This window comes from Candidatus Aegiribacteria sp., from assembly GCA_021108435.1.
Lineage (GTDB): Bacteria > Fermentibacterota > Fermentibacteria > Fermentibacterales > JCC-6 > Aegiribacteria.
Genome location: JAIOQY010000209.1, coordinates 1 through 17,258 on the forward strand (window position 1 = coordinate 1; position 17,258 = coordinate 17,258).

Below are 17,258 nucleotides of genomic sequence, written 5' to 3' on the forward strand. Positions count from 1 at the left end.
AACAGCGCTCTGACCTCCATGGTAAGTCTGATCAGGATGGAACCAGGGTGGTGGACTGTCACCGCTGGACAGAATAGTACCGGCACCGGGTCCGTTGTTACCTGCTGCTACACTGTGGAAGACACCCGCAGTAAGGAGATTTTCCTCAGCTGTGCGGAGAGTGGTATTCCCATGTGCTCTACCGAGTGACATCGAAAGAACCGAAGCGCCGTTATCAGTTCCGAATTCCATGGCTTCTATCCATGTAAGATATGATGAGCCACCCGTGTAATCGATGCGAAGCCCCATGAGAGTAGCTCCTGGAGCAACTCCGGTTTCAGTACCCTGCTCGCCATCACCACAAACCGATCCTGAACAGTGTGTCCCATGACCGTGAGCATCCATTGGATCGTCATCTCCATCGAAGAAATCCCATCCGTAGTGATAACCTGCACCTGTGTCATGCCACATGTTGTTGTGAAGATCGGGGTGATTGTAATCTACGCCTGTATCTATCACACCGACAATAACACCTGTACCATTGTATCCGAGTGCCCAGACATCATCAGCGTTGATCTGGGTGACGCTCCAGGTTATCGCCTTGTCAAGTTCCTCGTGAGTTGAGGGATGAACATCGACAGGTTCGATAAGCCCCGCGTCTTCATGCGCAGCCATTTCTATAAGAGAAACATCGGCTCGAAGAGATATCTGAAGGATAACTGATGGGGTGGCTTCGCAGTAGACAGCGTTGGACAGCCACAGCGATACGATATTTCTAACACAGTCCGATGAGTAAATTTCCAGATCCTCAATAATTCCGTCCTGAGATGTCTCGGCAATCATCTTCAGGGCATCAACGACGAACTCCTGTCTCTCCGAGCGGGTCATATCCACCGTTGCTGCATCGATCCATCCGGCATCAAGCTCACCATGAGCCAGAATGAATACGGGAATAAGCTCAATGTTACTGGAGGAATCCATCAGGTTCTGAAGATCGGGATGGATGGTTCCGGCAAATGCAAGAGCTGTTAAGCAAAATAGGATAAAAAGATATTTCACAAACACTCCTCTCTCTGTTTGAATTCATATGGATATTGTAAGAATAATCAGTAGCCTTACACTACGCAATGCATCTGTGCTAAGTTAAATATTCTTAGAGTGAGGAGATTGTCAATAAAAAGATAAAGACAAAACATGTTAATACTCCTCAATCAGGCAGGAGTGAATGATGGTCTCATCAAAACACCAGAAGCCGGAATTGGCGCTGCGCGCCATGCCCGGCGCACACTGAAAAGAGGGTACCCTTTCGAGTACCCTCTTTCTGATGTCGAACTGTGATTTACCTGATAATTGTCATTCTTGATGACACTGTTCTGCCGTCAACACTGGCACGAACAAAGTATACGCCGTTGCCTATTCCGGATGGAACCATCCAGTTGTATGCATGTGTTCCACTGGATACTTCGCTTGAGCTGATGCTGGCGACTCTTCGTCCTGAGATATCGAACACGCTGATATCAGAAGTACCCGCTCTGGAAGTACAAATCTCAAATGTCGCAAAGCCGTTTACAGGATTGGGGCTGACCGGACTTAATATAAGATCTGCCGGCTGGCCGGCTTCACCTGTATCTGCAACGCCGACCCAGAGTGCGGCCTGAACGGCCTGATATGCGTCAACTCGACCGGCTCCATAGGTATTGTCCTTACCGCCAGCGCCGAGTTCAAGCGCTGTAACCTCCATGAGACTGTCTATCTGCGCGACAGAAAGATTATCATTCGCGTCAAGCATAAGGGCTGCCACACCAGCGATGTGAGGAGTAGCCATCGAAGTACCGCTCATGGTTGTATAGCCGCCTGTCCACTGAGTACTCACAACATTCACACCGGGGGCGCAGATGTCGGGATCGATCAGGGGCGTTGAACCGGTGTAATCAGTCCACCAGGTCACCGGGCCCCGACTTGAGAAGGATGCGATTACATCACTGCTGTTTGTCGCTCCGGCAGTGACAACAGCGCTCTGACCTCCATGGTAAGTCTGATCAGGATGGAACCAGGGTGGTGGAGAGTCACCAGGGGAAAGAATGGTTCCCGCACCTGGCCCGCTGTTAGCAGCTGCTACACTGTGGAAGACACCCGCAGTTAGCAGATTTTCATTGGCTGTGCGGAGAGCGGTATTCCCATGTGTTGAACCGAGTGACATTGAAAGAACCGAAGCGCCGTTATCAGCCCCGAATTCCATACCCTGAATCCATGTAGATTCTCCGCCATAGTAATAATTAATACGAATAGCCATGAGAGTGGCTCCTGGAGCAACTCCGGTTTCAGTACCCTGCGTGCCATCACCACAAACCGATCCTGAACAGTGTGTCCCATGACCGTAGGTATCCATCGGATCGTTATCTCCATCATAGAAATCCCATCCGTAGTGATAACCTGCACCTGTGTCATGCCACATGTTGTTGTGAAGATCGGGGTGATTGTAATCTACGCCTGTATCTATCACACCGACAATAACACCTGTACCATTGTATCCGAGTGCCCAGACATCATCAGCGTTGATCTGGGTGACGCTCCAGGTTATCGCCTTGTCAAGTTCCTCGTGAGTTGAGGGATGAACATCGACAGGTTCGATAAGCCCCGCGTCTTCATGCGCAGCCATTTCTATAAGAGAAACATCGGCTCGAAGAGATATCTGAAGGATAACTGATGGGGTGGCTTCGCAGTAGACAGCGTTGGACAGCCACAGCGATACGATATTTCTAACACAGTCCGATGAGTAAATTTCCAGATCCTCAATAATTCCGTCCTGAGATGTCTCGGCAATCATCTTCAGGGCATCAACGACGAACTCCTGTCTCTCCGAGCGGGTCATATCCACCGTTGCTGCATCGATCCATCCGGCATCAAGCTCACCATGAGCCAGAATGAATACGGGAATAAGCTCAATGTTACTGGAGGAATCCATCAGGTTCTGAAGATCGGGATGGATGGTTCCGGCAAATGCAAGAGCTGTTAAGCAAAATAGGATAAAAAGATATTTCATAAACACTCCTCTCTCTGTTTGAATTCATATAGATTTTGGAAGAATAATCAATAGCATTACATAATGCAATACATCTGCGTTATTGAATCTATTTCCGTTATGATTCAAGCTGATGATTATTCTGTATCTGCGATAAAATCGTCTCTTCTCTTGCAGGCAAGCTGAACAACTGTTCTTGCTGCTGCGGTTCTGATTTCTCTTGAATCGTGCCGGAGAAGTCGTTCAAGATAGGTTCGTGAAAGAGTGTACTTTCCGGTTGATGCCCATCTCAGCATCGATACGATTCCCTTTGTTGTGAGTTCCAGTCTTCCCTGCTTCGCTCTGTTAACGATTCTTGCCAGATCATACCCTCGCGGAAGCACTTCCCTTGCTGTCATGGTCTCAAGAAGTATCTCGAATTCATCAGGATCAACCAGAGTGTCAGTCAGTCCAAGCAGCCATTCCGAAATATCATGAATGGCCCTGCCGGGAATTCTCATGATAAATCTCAGGACAGAAATGCGATCGTTTTTCTTTTTCAGATCAAGTTCTGTCAGGACTCTTTCAAGTTTCTCAAGAGTCAGACGGGAAACACAGTGAACATCAAAACAATCAAGGAATGGAAGAAATTCGCGATGCCTGCCGCTCTCAGCGGCTTTGAGCATTTCTTCAACGCATTTTTCACCTCCCAGAGACAGCATTGTGCGCCAGATCGCGTCCTTACTGACGCCGGGGTTCTTCCTTAGAATAGAGATTACAGCATCTATCAGATTCTGATCACCGAGAAAAGTGATACCCTCAAGCGTCGACACGAGTTCCTGCTGATGATTCAGCCAGTATCCGCCCTTATTCGGTTTTCTTAGTTCACGATCAAGAATATCGGCAGCATCCTGCCATCCGCTAATTCCAAGACCTCTTAAAGCAGCCCTTCGTACCCATGTGCTTTTATCATAAAGGACACTTTGCAGGATTTCACCGGCTTCTCTGCCAAGAACAAATGGAAGAGCAGTAGCCGAAGCGGTTCTCACATGTGCGCTTCTGTCATTCAGCGCATCCTTAAGAGCTTTCGCGGAATCCGGTCCGGCAACATTTCCGAGTGCCCTTGCAGCGCTTTTTCTTAAATGATGATCCGGTTCTTCCTGGAGTATCTCTATCAGACAACCTGTCATCTTCCTGTCACCCAGAATACCGGCAGACTCAAGGAGTGCTTTTATCTGGACTATATCCGGAGCGCAATTTCCGATCCATGTCCTGAAATCGGAATAGTCCGGTATGTCATTAGAATTCCTGAGAATACCGGCTACAGTTCCAGGCGGTATTTCCCCCTTTACCCTTTTCTTCTCAAGACCAGCCTTGAAAGTGAGTTCCTCCACTGTACTGCAGCCTTTGCCGGAAACCAGAGATAATGTCAGATCCATTACAGGATAGAACCTGAACTGTCCTGACCTGTCCAGAGTCTCGATACCTCCCGCAGCGTGATCCTTCCCGTTATAGAACCCACCCGCTCTGCTGTTGAATATTTTCACAGCACGACGGACAGAAATGACGAAGTTTTCACCTTCTCCTATACAGATAAAATCATCGCCGCCGATGTGTCCCGTAAAGTAGCCCGAGAGATTATCAGTCAGAATACCGGCAAGTGATCGGAGTACAGCGTCACCTCTTGTAAAGCCATAGTAATCATTGAACGGTTTGAATCCGGAAATATCAAGGTATGCCGCCATCGATGACCTATCAATAACATCTGATCTTATCCTTGCGGCTATCGTCCTGTTTCCGGGAAGACCGGAGAGGGGATTCCGTGTACTTGCGGCCTCCAGCAGACGGGAGTAATTTTCAAGCATCGCGACTATTACATCAGGAGGTGTATCAGTCGGTATGAATCCGGTAGCTCCGGCATCAAACCATGATTGAGCGTCATCTCCGGGCGTGAACACAAACCAGGGAATGTCATCACCGTACAGCTTCTTTATATGATCCGCAGCTTCAGAAGGATTGTATCTGCCTGAAACCAGAACAGCGGAAAACTGTTGATTATCAGTTTGGTCATCAATCACTGCTCCCTTAAACGGCGGATCATCATCACCAATCCAGAGAAATTTACCTTGCGACTGCTTTTCCATCAATCCATTCAATTCTCCGGGCGATTTCTGTTTCCGAAGTGGATCGTACTTCTTTGCCCAGCAGCGAATCAACGATATCATCTAGAATGGCAATTCCAACAGGCTGACCGGTATTTCCAAGCACTATTCCGGCTGGAGCAGCTGCTTTCCCAAGCCCTGTGATCACGCTTATCAGATCATCGCTAAGTTCAAAATATGGTAATCCTTTAATACCCGTATCGTCAAGTGTTTCCCCGGATCCTATTATCGAAGCTCTATCGGCATAACCGCGGATAGTCTCGCCATCCTTCTCCCGAACCAGTACAAATGGATACCCGATATCAATGAGTTTCTCCAGGATATCTCTCCGGGAAGCTCCTGTACAGGTGTAAGGTACTCTATTGAGGGTTCTCATCACATTACCTATAATGGTGTCGTTCATTCTGAGAACTCTCTCGGCAATTGGTCCGGCTTCAGAGGATGAATCGGTAAGAAGACCAAGAATCTCACTCTTGCTTTCGAAAAGGCGGGAATCAATCCTTCTTCCGACAATCAGAGTTGAAAGAAAATCGGCGATAAGAATAACAGGGAAAAGAATCAACCGGAGCATAAAAAGTGGAAATGAGAGTCTGAAGACCACTCGCTCTTTCGATATCAGCATCATCTGTTTCGGTATCATTTCCGTGAAAATCAGAATAAAGAAAACCAGTACAGCAACTGAGAGAGGCTCGAGCCATGAAATACCGGTATTCCCGGTAACCCTTGAAGTAATAGCAGACGCCAGAACCATCCCCACGTTCGTACCAACCAGAGTCGTAGTAAGATATTTCCGGGGATGTTCTATGAAGGAAAGAGTTAATCCTGCCCACTTCTTGCCCTCTCTCATGCGGCTGTAGGCTCTTATTCTGCTTGCTGCTGAGAACGCTGTCTCACTTCCGCTGCAAAAGGCGTTAAGTACAAGAGCAGCCAGAAACAGAATAATCATCAACATTGAGTACTCCTGCTGCTATCAGACCTGACTTCCAGGCGCTCAAGTCTTGGACCGTTCTTTGATACGATTCTGAACAGATAGCCCGACGCAGATATCTCCTCTCCCGCCTCAGGAATTCTTCCGGTAACCTCCATAAGCAACCCGGCGCAAGTTTCAGCCCGTTCTGCACGTATGTCATTTCGCACGAGTTCAGAAAAAGTGATCAGTTTCATAGATGCGGGAATTTCCATCCACCCGTCTTTAACCGTAACTCCATCCGGAAGGAATCCTCTTTCTTTAGCAGGACTGAGCAATATACTGTCAATGATATCACGTGTTGTAATAAAACCTGTCCAGTCGCCGTACTCATCAAAAACGATACCCGCTTCCTCGTCGGAATCCCTCAAACCCCTCAGAACTGTTTCAAGCCGGGCATTTTCAGGAAAGGATGGCAGAGGGTACAGTGTAAGGGGGGCTTCTTTATCTGACAGCAGATACTCTCTTGAATCAATATAACCAAGTACCTTTTCAATCTGACCATCCAGTACAGGATACCTTGTGTATCCGGTACTCTCCATGATTTCAGTGAACCTGCAGCGGGTCCATCCTGTTCGAAGAACAGCTACATCCGATCGCGGTTTCATTACATGAGTACACTGAGATTCCTCGAGTGTCAGAAGATTCAGTGTAGCACCCGCTTCCCGACCGAGCAATCCCTCTGATTGCCCCAGTTCAACAAGCGCTATGATCTCCTCATGTGAAAGAGTTTCTCCGTGATGCCCTATTCCTGCCAGGTGTGATATGTATTTCGACATTCGCGAAAGAGTTGAAGCAACAGGAGCGCATAATTTAAGATAGGCAAGCATTACCGCAGAACTTCTTGAAGCCCATTTCCCCGCATGTGAGACAGCAAGTGTTTTGGGCGATATTTCACCAAATACAAGCAGAAGAAAAGTCATCAGAGTAACGGACAGCGCCAGACTCAGACCTGTATTATTCGGAAAAAGGTCAGCGACAATGGATACGGCAAGCGCTGATGCAATGACATTCACAACTGTGTTTCCGAAAAGTAAAGAGGATAGAAGTTTCTCCGGGGTGGAGAGCATATGTATCACTCTTCTGCCCGATTCGGTTTTTCGAAGTCTTCTTTTCTGGAGCCTGTCAAGACTGAAACAGGCTGTCTCGGTCCCGCTGAAAAATGCGGATAGAATAAGGAGTATTACAAGAAAAGCGTATCTCAGGTGCCTCTCCCCCTCCCTGTTGCTGCTTCCGGAAGAGAATCCAGCATGAAATCTTCAAGAACTGTCTTGCTGAAATAACCCTTGCTTGAATAGGTAGGCTGCAGAACAAGCTCCAGACTGAATTCCCCGCCCTCAACAGGTATTCCTCTCGAGTTGCAGCCATCCCACTGGAGATGGAGTTGTCCGGCGGCATGCCTGCCTTCGAAAATACGACGTATCTGTGAACCATCAGAGCTGGTGATAATCGCGTCCAGAATGGCTTTCTCCGTGAGAATTCCGTTCAGCTGCAAACCTCTTCCGGTTGATTCTATTGTAAGGTCAATCAGATCAGCGCCTATCCAGAAATACCTTGCACCCTCTCTCTCGGCAACGAACATCTGGCCAAAACGCTTCCATATGGCCAGACCTGTTGGATTTGTGAATTCCCTGTCACCGTGCCCCTCGGAACCAAAACTGACAAGGTACTCAAGGTCAGGAGTAAACTTGTGAATCGTACTGTAGAGGCTATCTGTAACCCAGACGTTCCCCCAGAAATCAAAGGCGGGATAATTGAAAACCCCTCCCCTGCAATCATCAATATCAGCTGATTCAACAATTATACCATTCTCGATTTTTACGAGTGTTGAGCCCTCATCTGTTACTGCGACAATGCTGTTTTCATCGTTATGGAACCAGGTTTCCATTCCTACAGCGCAGACACCACCAGGAGTGCTGAGTTCAATCACAGCGGGAAGTGAATCCGCAACAGAAGAATAGATGGACAGCGCATTTCCTGCACGATCAGTTATGTAAATCCTTCCACTGCCGTCAATCGCAACATCCCAGGGTTCGGTGAAGGAACCGGGGATGTGTCCGTCGGGAATCAGTCTGGATCCATTCCTCCGAAGTATCATCACCCGTTGGTTACCTGTGTCAGCCACCAGAACCATGCCTGATGGGTCCGCAGCTATCCCGTGAGGCTTTCGAAGTTCGTCTTCATCCGAACCTGTACCACCATACAGACCAAGTGTGTACATATCGGCATTATAGATGATATGTCCGGTCCCGGAATTCACCCCGTATACTGCCAGCTCATCATCGTCCGAAGTCCCCGGATCATCCCAGTCTTCGAGTTTCACACATGCGAGTCCCTGTGGATCATCAAATCTGACGAGACCTCCAAGCAGAATCGCAAGCTGTGCCGTTCCTGCCCTGTATATGCCCATGCAGTGACCAAATGGAGGATAAACAAGAGTCGTAGGAACAGCAGGATCAACGAAGTAATTCAGCAGGAATAACATAATAAGAGCAGTCATTTTTCAAGCCTTTCGTAAATCCAGGCGGATCTCAATACTTTCTTTACATACATTCGGGTCTCCCTATACGTTATCTGCTCAATATAGAGTTCAGGGTCTCCAGGGTTCCATCCGTGCATGTTAACCCATCTTGCGGAATTCTCAGGACCAGCATTGTATGCGGCAAGGAAAAGAGGAATATCATTGTTGAATCTGCTTCGCTGCCTGTCAATGTACAACGCTCCGTACGGAACGGAAATAACAGGATCAAAGAACTCATCCTCCTCAAGTCGCGGCAGACCGTACCATCTGGAGACATCATATGCAGTTCCAGGCATGAGCTGTATGACTCCACGCGCTCCCGCTCTGGAGATTACCAATCTGTTAAAGTAGCTCTCTTCTCTCATAATACCCTGCAGCATACTGGCTTCAAGGACAAGTGTATCCGTAGACATCTGAGCAAGATCCTTATACGGAGAGGGGAAATAGAAGCACAGCAGTGAATCCGGCAGTATTGAATGAGCCGATTCCCGGAACCCCACATCAAGCACTCGAAGCATATTCAATGCACTTCCGTGCCTGCCCATGAGCGAAAGCGCGATTGCCCTCCTCTCAGGTGAACCCGCTGATCCTCCTTCCAGCATTTCCACTGCTGCTACCCCATAGCCTTCCGATGTGAGTTCGACAGCAAGGGAACACGCAGTATCCTCCAGTAGCCTTATCTCAGGAGCAGGAAATTCTTCTGATGCAGTAATTCCAAGTCTTCTCGCGGCAAGCATTCCGTAGAATTCCCAGAGGTGCTGTTGAGCAACCAGGTAGAGGAGAGAATCCTGCAGGTGAGTAAGACCTGATTCGCCCGCAAGACGAGCTCTCCAGAAGAGCATTTCATCTCTCCAGTAACCGGATGTCCATCGTGCGCATCCAGCCTCCCACAGGGAATCGGCTTGAGCAGTTCTTCCGGACATGTACAATGAAAAACCACCCCGCCAGTGCGCCCTCTCATCACCATCCCATGAACCGGATGTTTTCAGTGATATCAGATAGGCTTCAGCTGCATCAGCCCATTCCTGTTCACAATCGAAATATTTGCCTGCATTGTAGGCGGCTTCTCTGGCTTCCGGATGCCAGGGATATTCAGAAGCGAAGATGAGATATTCCGGAAAGCAGACACTGCCCCCTCTGCCGACGGCTTTCAGAGCATGCGCTCTGAACAGTGCAGCTCTTGCTTTCAGTGAATCCGGCACACCCTCGCTGAAGGAATCACAGAGTCCGATCAGATCATCATATCTATGTTCATCAAGCAGAAGAGCCATTTCCGCTCCTGCTCTATAAAAGAAGTCACCGTTTTCAGCATATGCAAGCGCAAGTTCAGCTTCACCCTGAGCTATAAGGCAGTCAACTATTTGCCAGGATGGAACATAATTCCCGGCAAACCGCTCCAGAATTTCGTTAGTCGCGATTACGCACGCCTCTCCTCCGGTACGCTGAATATCAGACCAGTATTCAAATGACTCGCAACCCTCAAACGCCAATCTTGAAAGTAAAAGCGGCTCAGCAGTTACCGTCTCGTTGTTAACTGTATACAGAACCTCATCCCACCAGGCTCCAGCAGTATCACTGGAAACCTCGAGTTCCCTCAGAACAACAGACTTGACCGAGGGGAAAAGATCAGCGACTGAAGCAGCCATTTGAATTTCGAATGGAGACATCGATCCAGGAGCAGCAGTCATTGCCATTGAGAATATTTCTCCCTGTCCGCCGGGAATGGGAAGAATACAATCTTCATGCAGAGAATCGATTTCGCATATAAGCCATGCTTCAAGCAGGGGATCATCAGGCGGCAGATATATCAGAGCTTCTGCTGGCAGTCCGGCAAGATCCAGCGCTGATACCTTCCAGCCGTATAGATTACCGTAACCTTCGGATTCAAGGCTTTCCAGGAGATCAATGTAATCGCACTCCATGGCTCTTCCGTGGTAGAGTCCCAGCATCCTGAAAAGGGTTTCGTCCAGAAGAGAGGAATCTGTTCTGAGAATGGAAAGCAGTGAATCACGAACCTGGACGAACCCTCCTGCCAGATACAGAGAGTCAACTTCCTTGAATACCACGGGCCGTATTTCCTCTTCTGTCTGCGGCGGCGGCAGTTCCTCCTCGTATACATGTTGACAGGAGAGCGGCAATAATATCATCAGAATAAACATCAGGTATTTCAATTCAGTATCTCCGAGTACAGCCATGCGTTTGCAAGCACATGTTTCACGTATCCTCTTGTTTCAGTAAAAGGTATCTGTTCAATAAACAATTCGGGATCGGATGAATCAAGGGGAAACGCTTCCATCCATTTTGCAGCGTTCCCCGGTCCCGCATTGTAGGCTGCAAGCGCAAGAACTGATGATCCATTAAAAGCTGAATTCTGCCTCGCCAGATAAAGAGAACCGTACAGTATGGAGTTTTCCGGTATATAGAAATCATTCCCGGACAGAACGGGAAGACCATACCATCTGGCGATATCACCCGCTGTTCCCGGCATCAGCTGTATCAAACCTTTTGCTCCAATCCAGGATCTGGCCAGTCTGTTGAAATAGCTTTCCTGACGCATTAGTCCGGTTACAATGAATGGATCGATATTCATGCTGGATACAGTACTCTCAGTCAGTTGCCGGTAAGGAGCCGGGTAATAGAAACACAGCAGAGTATCAGGCAGCATACCGACTCCGGTACTCCGAAGCTCCCTGTCATATCTTCTAAGAAGCGCCAGACATTCGTGATGTTCACCCATAAGGGAAAGAGCAGCGGCTCTGAGTCCGATATCACATGCTTCGGTCGTGTACAACATCGATGAGGCCATTGCCCCGTATCCATCCTTCATCATCTCTACTGCAAGCGATGTAACCGGATTGTCAGACAGATCCAGGAGTGGATACTCGATCTTATCTATACTGCCCCCTGTTCTCTCGGACGCCAGCAGTCCATAAAACTCCCAGGAGTGTTCCTGCGCAGTTTCAAGCAGCAATGCATTCTCCAGAGTTGTATTACCTGTTCTGTTCGCATATCTTGCTCTCCAAAAAAGCATTTCATCGCACCATGCGGAGAAAGGATACGCACGGATACCTTCAACCCATATTGAATCTCCGATATTCCCCCTGCCGCACATGTAATGACAGAATCCGCCGCGCCAGTAAGCAAGGGCACCGCCGTAATTCCCGGCTGAAAGGGACTCCATGTACGCACTCGCTGCAGCTGGCCAGTTCCTCTCAGAATCGTAATACTTCGCTGTCAGATAAGCCGCTTCAGAAGCAGTTGGATGCCACGGATACCCTTCAGCGAATTCGTGATAGCTGCTGTAATATTCACTGGCCGGTCTCTTCAATGCCCTCAGCGCTCGTGCTCGAAAAAGGGCCGCTCTTGCATGAAGTGAATCGGGGGAATCATCAGCAATAGAATCACAGAAGGCCAGCAGATCTGTAAAGCGGGATGTCTCTCTGAGTATGGACATGGTCATACCTGCAAAAAAAACCGGATCATTCGAAATAGCAGCAAGGCTTTCAGCTGTGCTGATGTAACCTTCCTCCACGAGAGCATCGGTTATTCTCCAGGATTGTGACCATTTTTCCTTATCCAGGCCTATCAGCATCATAGCTGCGATAGCGGATATTTCTCCGCCACAGTCAAGTCTTTCCTCCCACAATTCAACCGTACCGGAGAAGAGAAATCTTTCCCTTTTTGCCTGGAGGAGTTCGAACCTGTCATTCTCATGAAGGGCGGCAAGGTCAAACGCGACTTCATCCCACCAGGAACCTGCAGTTTCGAGTGTGATCTCAAGTTCATCGCACACCTCCTCAACAAGGAAGGGAAGTATGCGTGAATCATCAACCGTCTGGTCAATCTGTCCCTTGTTCATCCGGCCTTCCTGGCAGATCATCGAGCGGATTGCCCTTTCAGCTATATTCTCCGGTGCTGGAAGTGTGCCGGAAACAGGCCTTTCATCTGAATCCCTGGTCAGCCAGAATCGCAGAAGAATATCGTTTTCCGAAACAATCAGTAAAGCTTCCTCCTGTCTGCAGGAAAGATCAAGAAGGGATATTTTCCACCCTGACAGATCAATACTCCGGGCGCGTTCGATACTGTCCAGAAGCAGAATGCATTCATCGAACCGTCCGGTGGCATGATAAATCCCGGTGAGCCTGAACAGCAGCTGGTCACTATCGATGTCACTTTCCCTCAGAAGTTCAAGTAATTCAGAAACCGCAAGGTTGTTCCTTCCTGTCAGAACAAGGGAATCAATCGTTTCGAGTGGGTATCCGGACACAGAACAGACACAAATCAGTGAAGCGACCAGCAGGAGGATTTTCATGCAACTCCCGTCAGTGTTTGAAATGCCTTGTTCCGGTGAACACCATGGTCATACCGTGCTCGTTCACCGAATCAATGACTTCCTGATCGCGAATTGAACCGCCTGGCTGCACTATTGCGCTTATTCCGGCTTCTCCTGCTCGATCAATAGCATCTCTGAAGGGAAATAGACCATCAGAAGCCAGCGCTGCTCCATCCAGAGAATGCCCCTCACGTTCAGCTCTTCGAATGGCAAGATCAAGGCTTTCTATCCTGCTCATCTGTCCGGCACCGACACCAAGAGTTCCCACGCTGTCACCTATGACTATCGCATTGCTCTTAACTGATCTGCATATTATCCAAAGAATGTCCATTGCCTGCAGTTCCTCTACTGAGGGTTTTCTCTCAGAAACAACGTTCACATTCTCCAGACCGTTGACAGAATCAGCGTTCTGGATGAGCAGACCGCCCCAGATGCTTCTGATCTGTTTTCCCTCGTCGCGTCCCTCAGGCATTCTCAGTATTCGAAGTTTCTTCCTTTTCTGAAGTCTCTCAAGCGCATCATCATCAAATGATGGAGCAAGAACAATCTCCAGGAAAATACCTTTAAGTTTCGCAACCAGTTCCATGTTAATATTACTGTTAACCGCAAGTATTCCACCGTAAGGTGAGATCGTATCAGCCCTGAATGCATGAGTGAAGGCTTCGAGAGGAGTCTGTCCGGTTCCTGCGCCGCAGGGATTTCCATGCTTCATCAATACCGCGGAATGTGTATTTCCCGGCATTTCAGAGGCGAGATCCCATGCGGCTGTCGCATCAAGATAATTGTTATAACTTAGAGCTTTTCCTCCGAGTATCTCAGCTCTGCCGAATCCTTCTCGCGGCCATGTAAAATGTACTGATGCAGACTGATGCGGATTCTCACCATAACGCAGAACAGGCACAATGCCGCGTTCAAGGCTTACAGCTATCTCAAGATCGTATCGGGACGTAATGTCGAACGTCCGGGCGGCCATGACTCTTCTGAAATCATCATCATCCCGACCGTTTGAAACGGCTTCAAGAACATCCTGAAACACGTCTGCTCCTGCTGCTGCGATGACATGACGCCAGTTCTTGGCGGCAGCACGAATCATTGTCGGGCCGCCGATATCTATGAGTTCCACAAGTTCAGGATCAGCGGGTTCCATTCCATCGGTCATACTGAAAGGGTAGAAGTCAACCGCGACAAGATCGAACAGAGGCTTTCCTTCCTTTTCTCTGAGGAGACGGTCATTCCCGGCTGCCAGTATCGAAGCATGAAGTTCGGGATGAAGAGTTTTGACTCTGCCGCCCAGAAGCGAATCAATTCCTGTAATTTCTTCTGTGGGCGTAACTTCTATCCCTGATTTTCTGAGCGCATCCGCGGAACCTCCGGAGGCGTATATCCTCCAACCCAGTGTGGAGAGTCCTGAAGCAAATTTCTCCAGGCCTTTTTTGTTCCAGACACTTATCAGCGCGGTTTTTTTTCTGTCAGCCATTACACTCCATCCATTTTCTTGCTTCAAAGAATGATATCGGATTCCTCTTGTGCTCACTTAAACCCACCAGATGTTGTATTTTTTCTGCTGCGGCTTCAGATACACCGGTCCCTTCAAAGTATGCCTGAATGTCGGAGTAAGATACTCCCATTTCATCTTCATCGCTCTGACCCGGCCATAATCCGGCAGATGGGACCCGGCTGATAATCCATCCTGGAAGTTCCAGCGATTCGGCTAGCTTCCTTATTTCCTCTTTATATAATCTTCCTAAGGGTAGAAGGTCGGCTGCTCCGTCCCCCCACTTGGTCCAGTATCCTACCTTTATCTCAGAATAATTACTTGTTCCAAGGACGAGTCGATCAGTGGAATTAGCGTAAAGCATCGCCATTCTCAGACGGGATTTGATGTTAGCCGCATTCATGACCGAAGTTTCCTCGAGTTCTCCAGCTTTTATAAAGGAATCCAGAACCGGAGAAAGGTCCAGCAGACGGTATTCAACCTTAAGATGATCAGCTATTCGAATGCCGTCATCCGTGTCTTCCTGTGAGCTTCCGCATGGCATTATCAACCCGAGTACGTTCTCCGGCCCAAGAGCAAAAGAAGCTAAAGCAGCGGCTACCGCTGAATCAATTCCTCCACTTAGGCCTACCACCACTCCGCTTGCTGAAGCGCTGAAAACAGTCCTGCAGATCCATTCCTGAATCGCTTCGGATAATCCTGTGAAATCAGTGATTACTTTCATTTTTCTCCACTTTGCACAGGTCTGAGTGTCAGTTTCCGCTCAAGAGGTTCAACAGATATCACTTCCACTTTCACATTCGAACCTTCCCGAAAAGGTCCACTCAAATCATTGAATGGGAAACCAGCCCTTTTGATCTCACTCACAGGGGCAAGTCCCTCGGCGGGAACACCCGCAAGTCTTACGAATATACCGAACCGTTTTACGCCGGTAACCACGCCGTCAAACACATTACCCGTTTTCCGGGAAAGGTAAAGAAGCCCCATAAGTTCATCAGCTTCCCGTTCAGCTCTCTCAGCATTCAGCTCACAACTACTTGCTCCTGACGCAAGTTCAGCGATATCTCCGTCGACAACTGGGATAATTCCACCCTCCTGCATTGCAAGGACCTGATGCACAAGAAGATCAGGATAACGTCGTATGGGACTTGTGAAATGCATATAGCTTCGGAGAGCAAGCCCGAAATGCCCTGTGTTCGACGGTGAATAAACAGCCTTCTGAAGAGATCGAAGGATATACTCAACAGCCAAGTCTCGAAGAGGCGAATCCTGAAGACCGTCAAGGATCCGCCGAAGGACTGCCGTGTTGTGAATCCTCCCGCCGGGAAGTTTCACTCCCAGCAAATTAAGCTGTTCGGCAAGGCGCTCCTCGGACTTTTCAACTGGATCATCATGTACTCTGAACAGCACGGAAAGATTCGACCACATGCAATGATCAGCTACCGCTCTGTTCGCTTCAATCATGAAATTCTCGATCAGCCTGTGAGCAGAATCGGATGCAATATGCCTGAAACCTGAAGGCCACCCGTCACTTCCAAATTCGACTCTGTACTCGCTGCTTCCAAGATCCAGAGTTCCTCTTGCATCCCTCACTCTGTCAAGATCATCTGAAAGCCCCCCCAGAATCCCGAAGAGATCTTTCAGATCAGGGTCGGAACCTTTGCCATTCAAGTACTCAAACGCTTCTTCATATGTCATTCGTCTGTCAGATCTTATAACAGACGGTACTATGCTGAAATCCACGCGCTCGCCTGATTCATCAAATTTCATTATAACCGTTCTCGTCGGTCTGTCTTCGAGCGGTCTCAGACTGCATGCGCCATTTGAGAGACTTTCAGGCAGCATGGGAATTACCCTGTCCGGAAGATATACACTGGTTCCCCTTAATCTGGCTTCAGTATCAAGCGAACTGTTCCCGGTAACGTACAGAGCAACATCAGCGATATGAACGTGAAGTTCCCGAAGTCCATCCACGAAGCGGATAGAAATAGCGTCATCGAAATCGCGTGCATCTACAGGATCAATCGTAATTGTATACAGGTCCCGGAAATCAATCCTTCCATCGATAGACCATGGTTCGGATGCCAGTTCAGCAGCCTCATCAAGTACATTCTCTGAGAATTCCTCCGGCAAAGCATGATCAAGCACAACAGAATCAATCAGCGCTGAGGGGGAATTCGAACTCCCTATATCAGCTGCTGCAAACGCCCTGAGTTTCCTTCCTGAGTAATCCAGAAGGACGAATGCTATCCTTCCTTCGGATATGTCTGATCCAGATCCTGTTTTCAAAGGTATCCTTCTTGGAAGTGATGGATCAACCGGATCAATAATCCAGCCTCTGCCGGCTTTCCTGACAACACCACTCAGACCTTTTCTGGAACGTTTAAGAACGGATTCTACTTTTCCGCTGCTTACATTTCCATGAGTACGATGTTCAAATCTGCGAACCATGACCGTATCGCCATTCAACGCACCGGAGATGTTTCTGGAATCAATCTCAATCCTTTCGTCTCCAACCGAAAGAATTCCGTTCCCGCTCGGACGTATCCTTATGACCCCTCGAAAGACGCCGAGATCCTCCGGAAGCGCATATCTCTTACCCTCCATGCGGTAGAGTAATCCACTTTTAACAAGGTTTTCCACCGCTCCGGACAAATCCGGATGCTTCCCATCAAGTCTGGAAGCTATCTGTCCGAATGTCAGCCGTAACGCCGGCTCGTTCTGAAACAGCGCAAGAACTTCGTCTGAAGCTGATGAATTGCGGTCTGTATTGAGATCTTCTGAATCCTGTGTATTCATG

General features: G+C 48.5%; 12 protein-coding genes. 1 reads left to right on the forward strand and 11 read right to left on the reverse strand.

The genetic code is table 11. From position 1 onward, the window contains the following. Positions 1–1,038 (reverse strand): S8 family serine peptidase (locus tag K8R76_12640; protein MCD4849023.1); only part of this gene is annotated, 1,038 nt, incomplete at its 3' end. A 135-nt stretch (positions 1,039–1,173) separates the two neighbouring features. On the opposite strand from K8R76_12640, the gene K8R76_12645 reads away from it, so the two are divergent. Beyond that, on the forward strand, positions 1,174–1,317 hold the full coding sequence (locus tag K8R76_12645; protein ID MCD4849024.1) for a hypothetical protein: 144 nt from the start codon (positions 1,174–1,176) through the stop codon (positions 1,315–1,317). A gap of 1 nt (position 1,318) precedes the next feature. On the opposite strand, the gene K8R76_12650 is transcribed toward K8R76_12645, so the two are convergent. The 10 genes from K8R76_12650 to K8R76_12695 all read right to left on the reverse strand — a co-directional run bounded on the left by K8R76_12650 (position 1,319) and on the right by K8R76_12695 (position 17,257). Further along, positions 1,319–3,022: a S8 family serine peptidase gene (locus tag K8R76_12650; protein ID MCD4849025.1), complete on the reverse strand. Its 1,704-nt coding sequence runs from the start codon at positions 3,020–3,022 to the stop codon at positions 1,319–1,321. A gap of 116 nt (positions 3,023–3,138) precedes the next feature. Next, entirely contained in the window at positions 3,139–5,205 is a 2,067-nt protein-coding gene (locus K8R76_12655; protein ID MCD4849026.1) for a HEAT repeat domain-containing protein, read from the reverse strand. Next, positions 5,102–6,094 (reverse strand): CNNM domain-containing protein, encoded by a 993-nt coding sequence (locus K8R76_12660; GenBank protein ID MCD4849027.1) that lies wholly within the window; start codon positions 6,092–6,094, stop codon positions 5,102–5,104. Before K8R76_12660 ends, K8R76_12655 begins: the two co-directional genes overlap by 104 nt. Then, a complete protein-coding gene (locus tag K8R76_12665; GenBank protein ID MCD4849028.1) occupies positions 6,088–7,179 on the reverse strand; it encodes a CNNM domain-containing protein in 1,092 nt (363 codons plus the stop codon). The genes K8R76_12660 and K8R76_12665 overlap by 7 nt, the downstream gene beginning before the upstream one ends. 131 nt (positions 7,180–7,310) lie before the next feature. Then, complete coding sequence (locus tag K8R76_12670) at positions 7,311–8,609, reverse strand: hypothetical protein (GenBank protein ID MCD4849029.1); 1,299 nt, start codon at positions 8,607–8,609, stop codon at positions 7,311–7,313. Beyond that, positions 8,606–10,801, reverse strand: a complete 2,196-nt coding sequence (locus K8R76_12675; GenBank protein MCD4849030.1) for a lytic transglycosylase domain-containing protein — start codon at positions 10,799–10,801, stop codon at positions 8,606–8,608. Before K8R76_12675 ends, K8R76_12670 begins: the two co-directional genes overlap by 4 nt. Continuing rightward, complete coding sequence (locus K8R76_12680) at positions 10,798–12,942, reverse strand: lytic transglycosylase domain-containing protein (GenBank protein MCD4849031.1); 2,145 nt, start codon at positions 12,940–12,942, stop codon at positions 10,798–10,800. Before K8R76_12680 ends, K8R76_12675 begins: the two co-directional genes overlap by 4 nt. Positions 12,943–12,952: 10 nt before the next feature. Next, positions 12,953–14,440 (reverse strand): bifunctional phosphoribosylaminoimidazolecarboxamide formyltransferase/IMP cyclohydrolase, encoded by a 1,488-nt coding sequence (purH, locus tag K8R76_12685; GenBank protein MCD4849032.1) that lies wholly within the window; start codon positions 14,438–14,440, stop codon positions 12,953–12,955. After that, positions 14,433–15,182, reverse strand: a complete 750-nt coding sequence (nadE, locus tag K8R76_12690) for an NAD(+) synthase (protein ID MCD4849033.1) — start codon at positions 15,180–15,182, stop codon at positions 14,433–14,435. Before nadE ends, purH begins: the two co-directional genes overlap by 8 nt. Next, a complete protein-coding gene (locus K8R76_12695; GenBank protein ID MCD4849034.1) occupies positions 15,179–17,257 on the reverse strand; it encodes a VacB/RNase II family 3'-5' exoribonuclease in 2,079 nt (692 codons plus the stop codon). The genes nadE and K8R76_12695 overlap by 4 nt, the downstream gene beginning before the upstream one ends. Position 17,258 lies beyond the last annotated feature (1 nt).

Excerpts from the sequence above, each read along its gene's own strand:
- K8R76_12645 (MCD4849024.1), top strand. The coding sequence starts at position 1,174 with ATGTTAATACTCCTCAATCAGGCAGGAGTGAATGATGGTCTCATCAAA.
- K8R76_12650 (MCD4849025.1), bottom strand. The coding sequence starts at position 3,022 with ATGAAATATCTTTTTATCCTATTTTGCTTAACAGCTCTTGCATTTGCC.
- K8R76_12655 (MCD4849026.1), bottom strand. The coding sequence starts at position 5,205 with ATGATATCGTTGATTCGCTGCTGGGCAAAGAAGTACGATCCACTTCGG.
- K8R76_12660 (MCD4849027.1), bottom strand. The coding sequence starts at position 6,094 with ATGTTGATGATTATTCTGTTTCTGGCTGCTCTTGTACTTAACGCCTTT.
- K8R76_12665 (MCD4849028.1), bottom strand. The coding sequence starts at position 7,179 with ATGCTCTCCACCCCGGAGAAACTTCTATCCTCTTTACTTTTCGGAAAC.
- K8R76_12670 (MCD4849029.1), bottom strand. The coding sequence starts at position 8,609 with ATGACTGCTCTTATTATGTTATTCCTGCTGAATTACTTCGTTGATCCT.
- K8R76_12680 (MCD4849031.1), bottom strand. The coding sequence starts at position 12,942 with ATGAAAATCCTCCTGCTGGTCGCTTCACTGATTTGTGTCTGTTCTGTG.
- purH (MCD4849032.1), bottom strand. The coding sequence starts at position 14,440 with ATGGCTGACAGAAAAAAAACCGCGCTGATAAGTGTCTGGAACAAAAAA.
- nadE (MCD4849033.1), bottom strand. The coding sequence starts at position 15,182 with ATGAAAGTAATCACTGATTTCACAGGATTATCCGAAGCGATTCAGGAA.
- K8R76_12695 (MCD4849034.1), bottom strand. The coding sequence starts at position 17,257 with ATGAATACACAGGATTCAGAAGATCTCAATACAGACCGCAATTCATCA.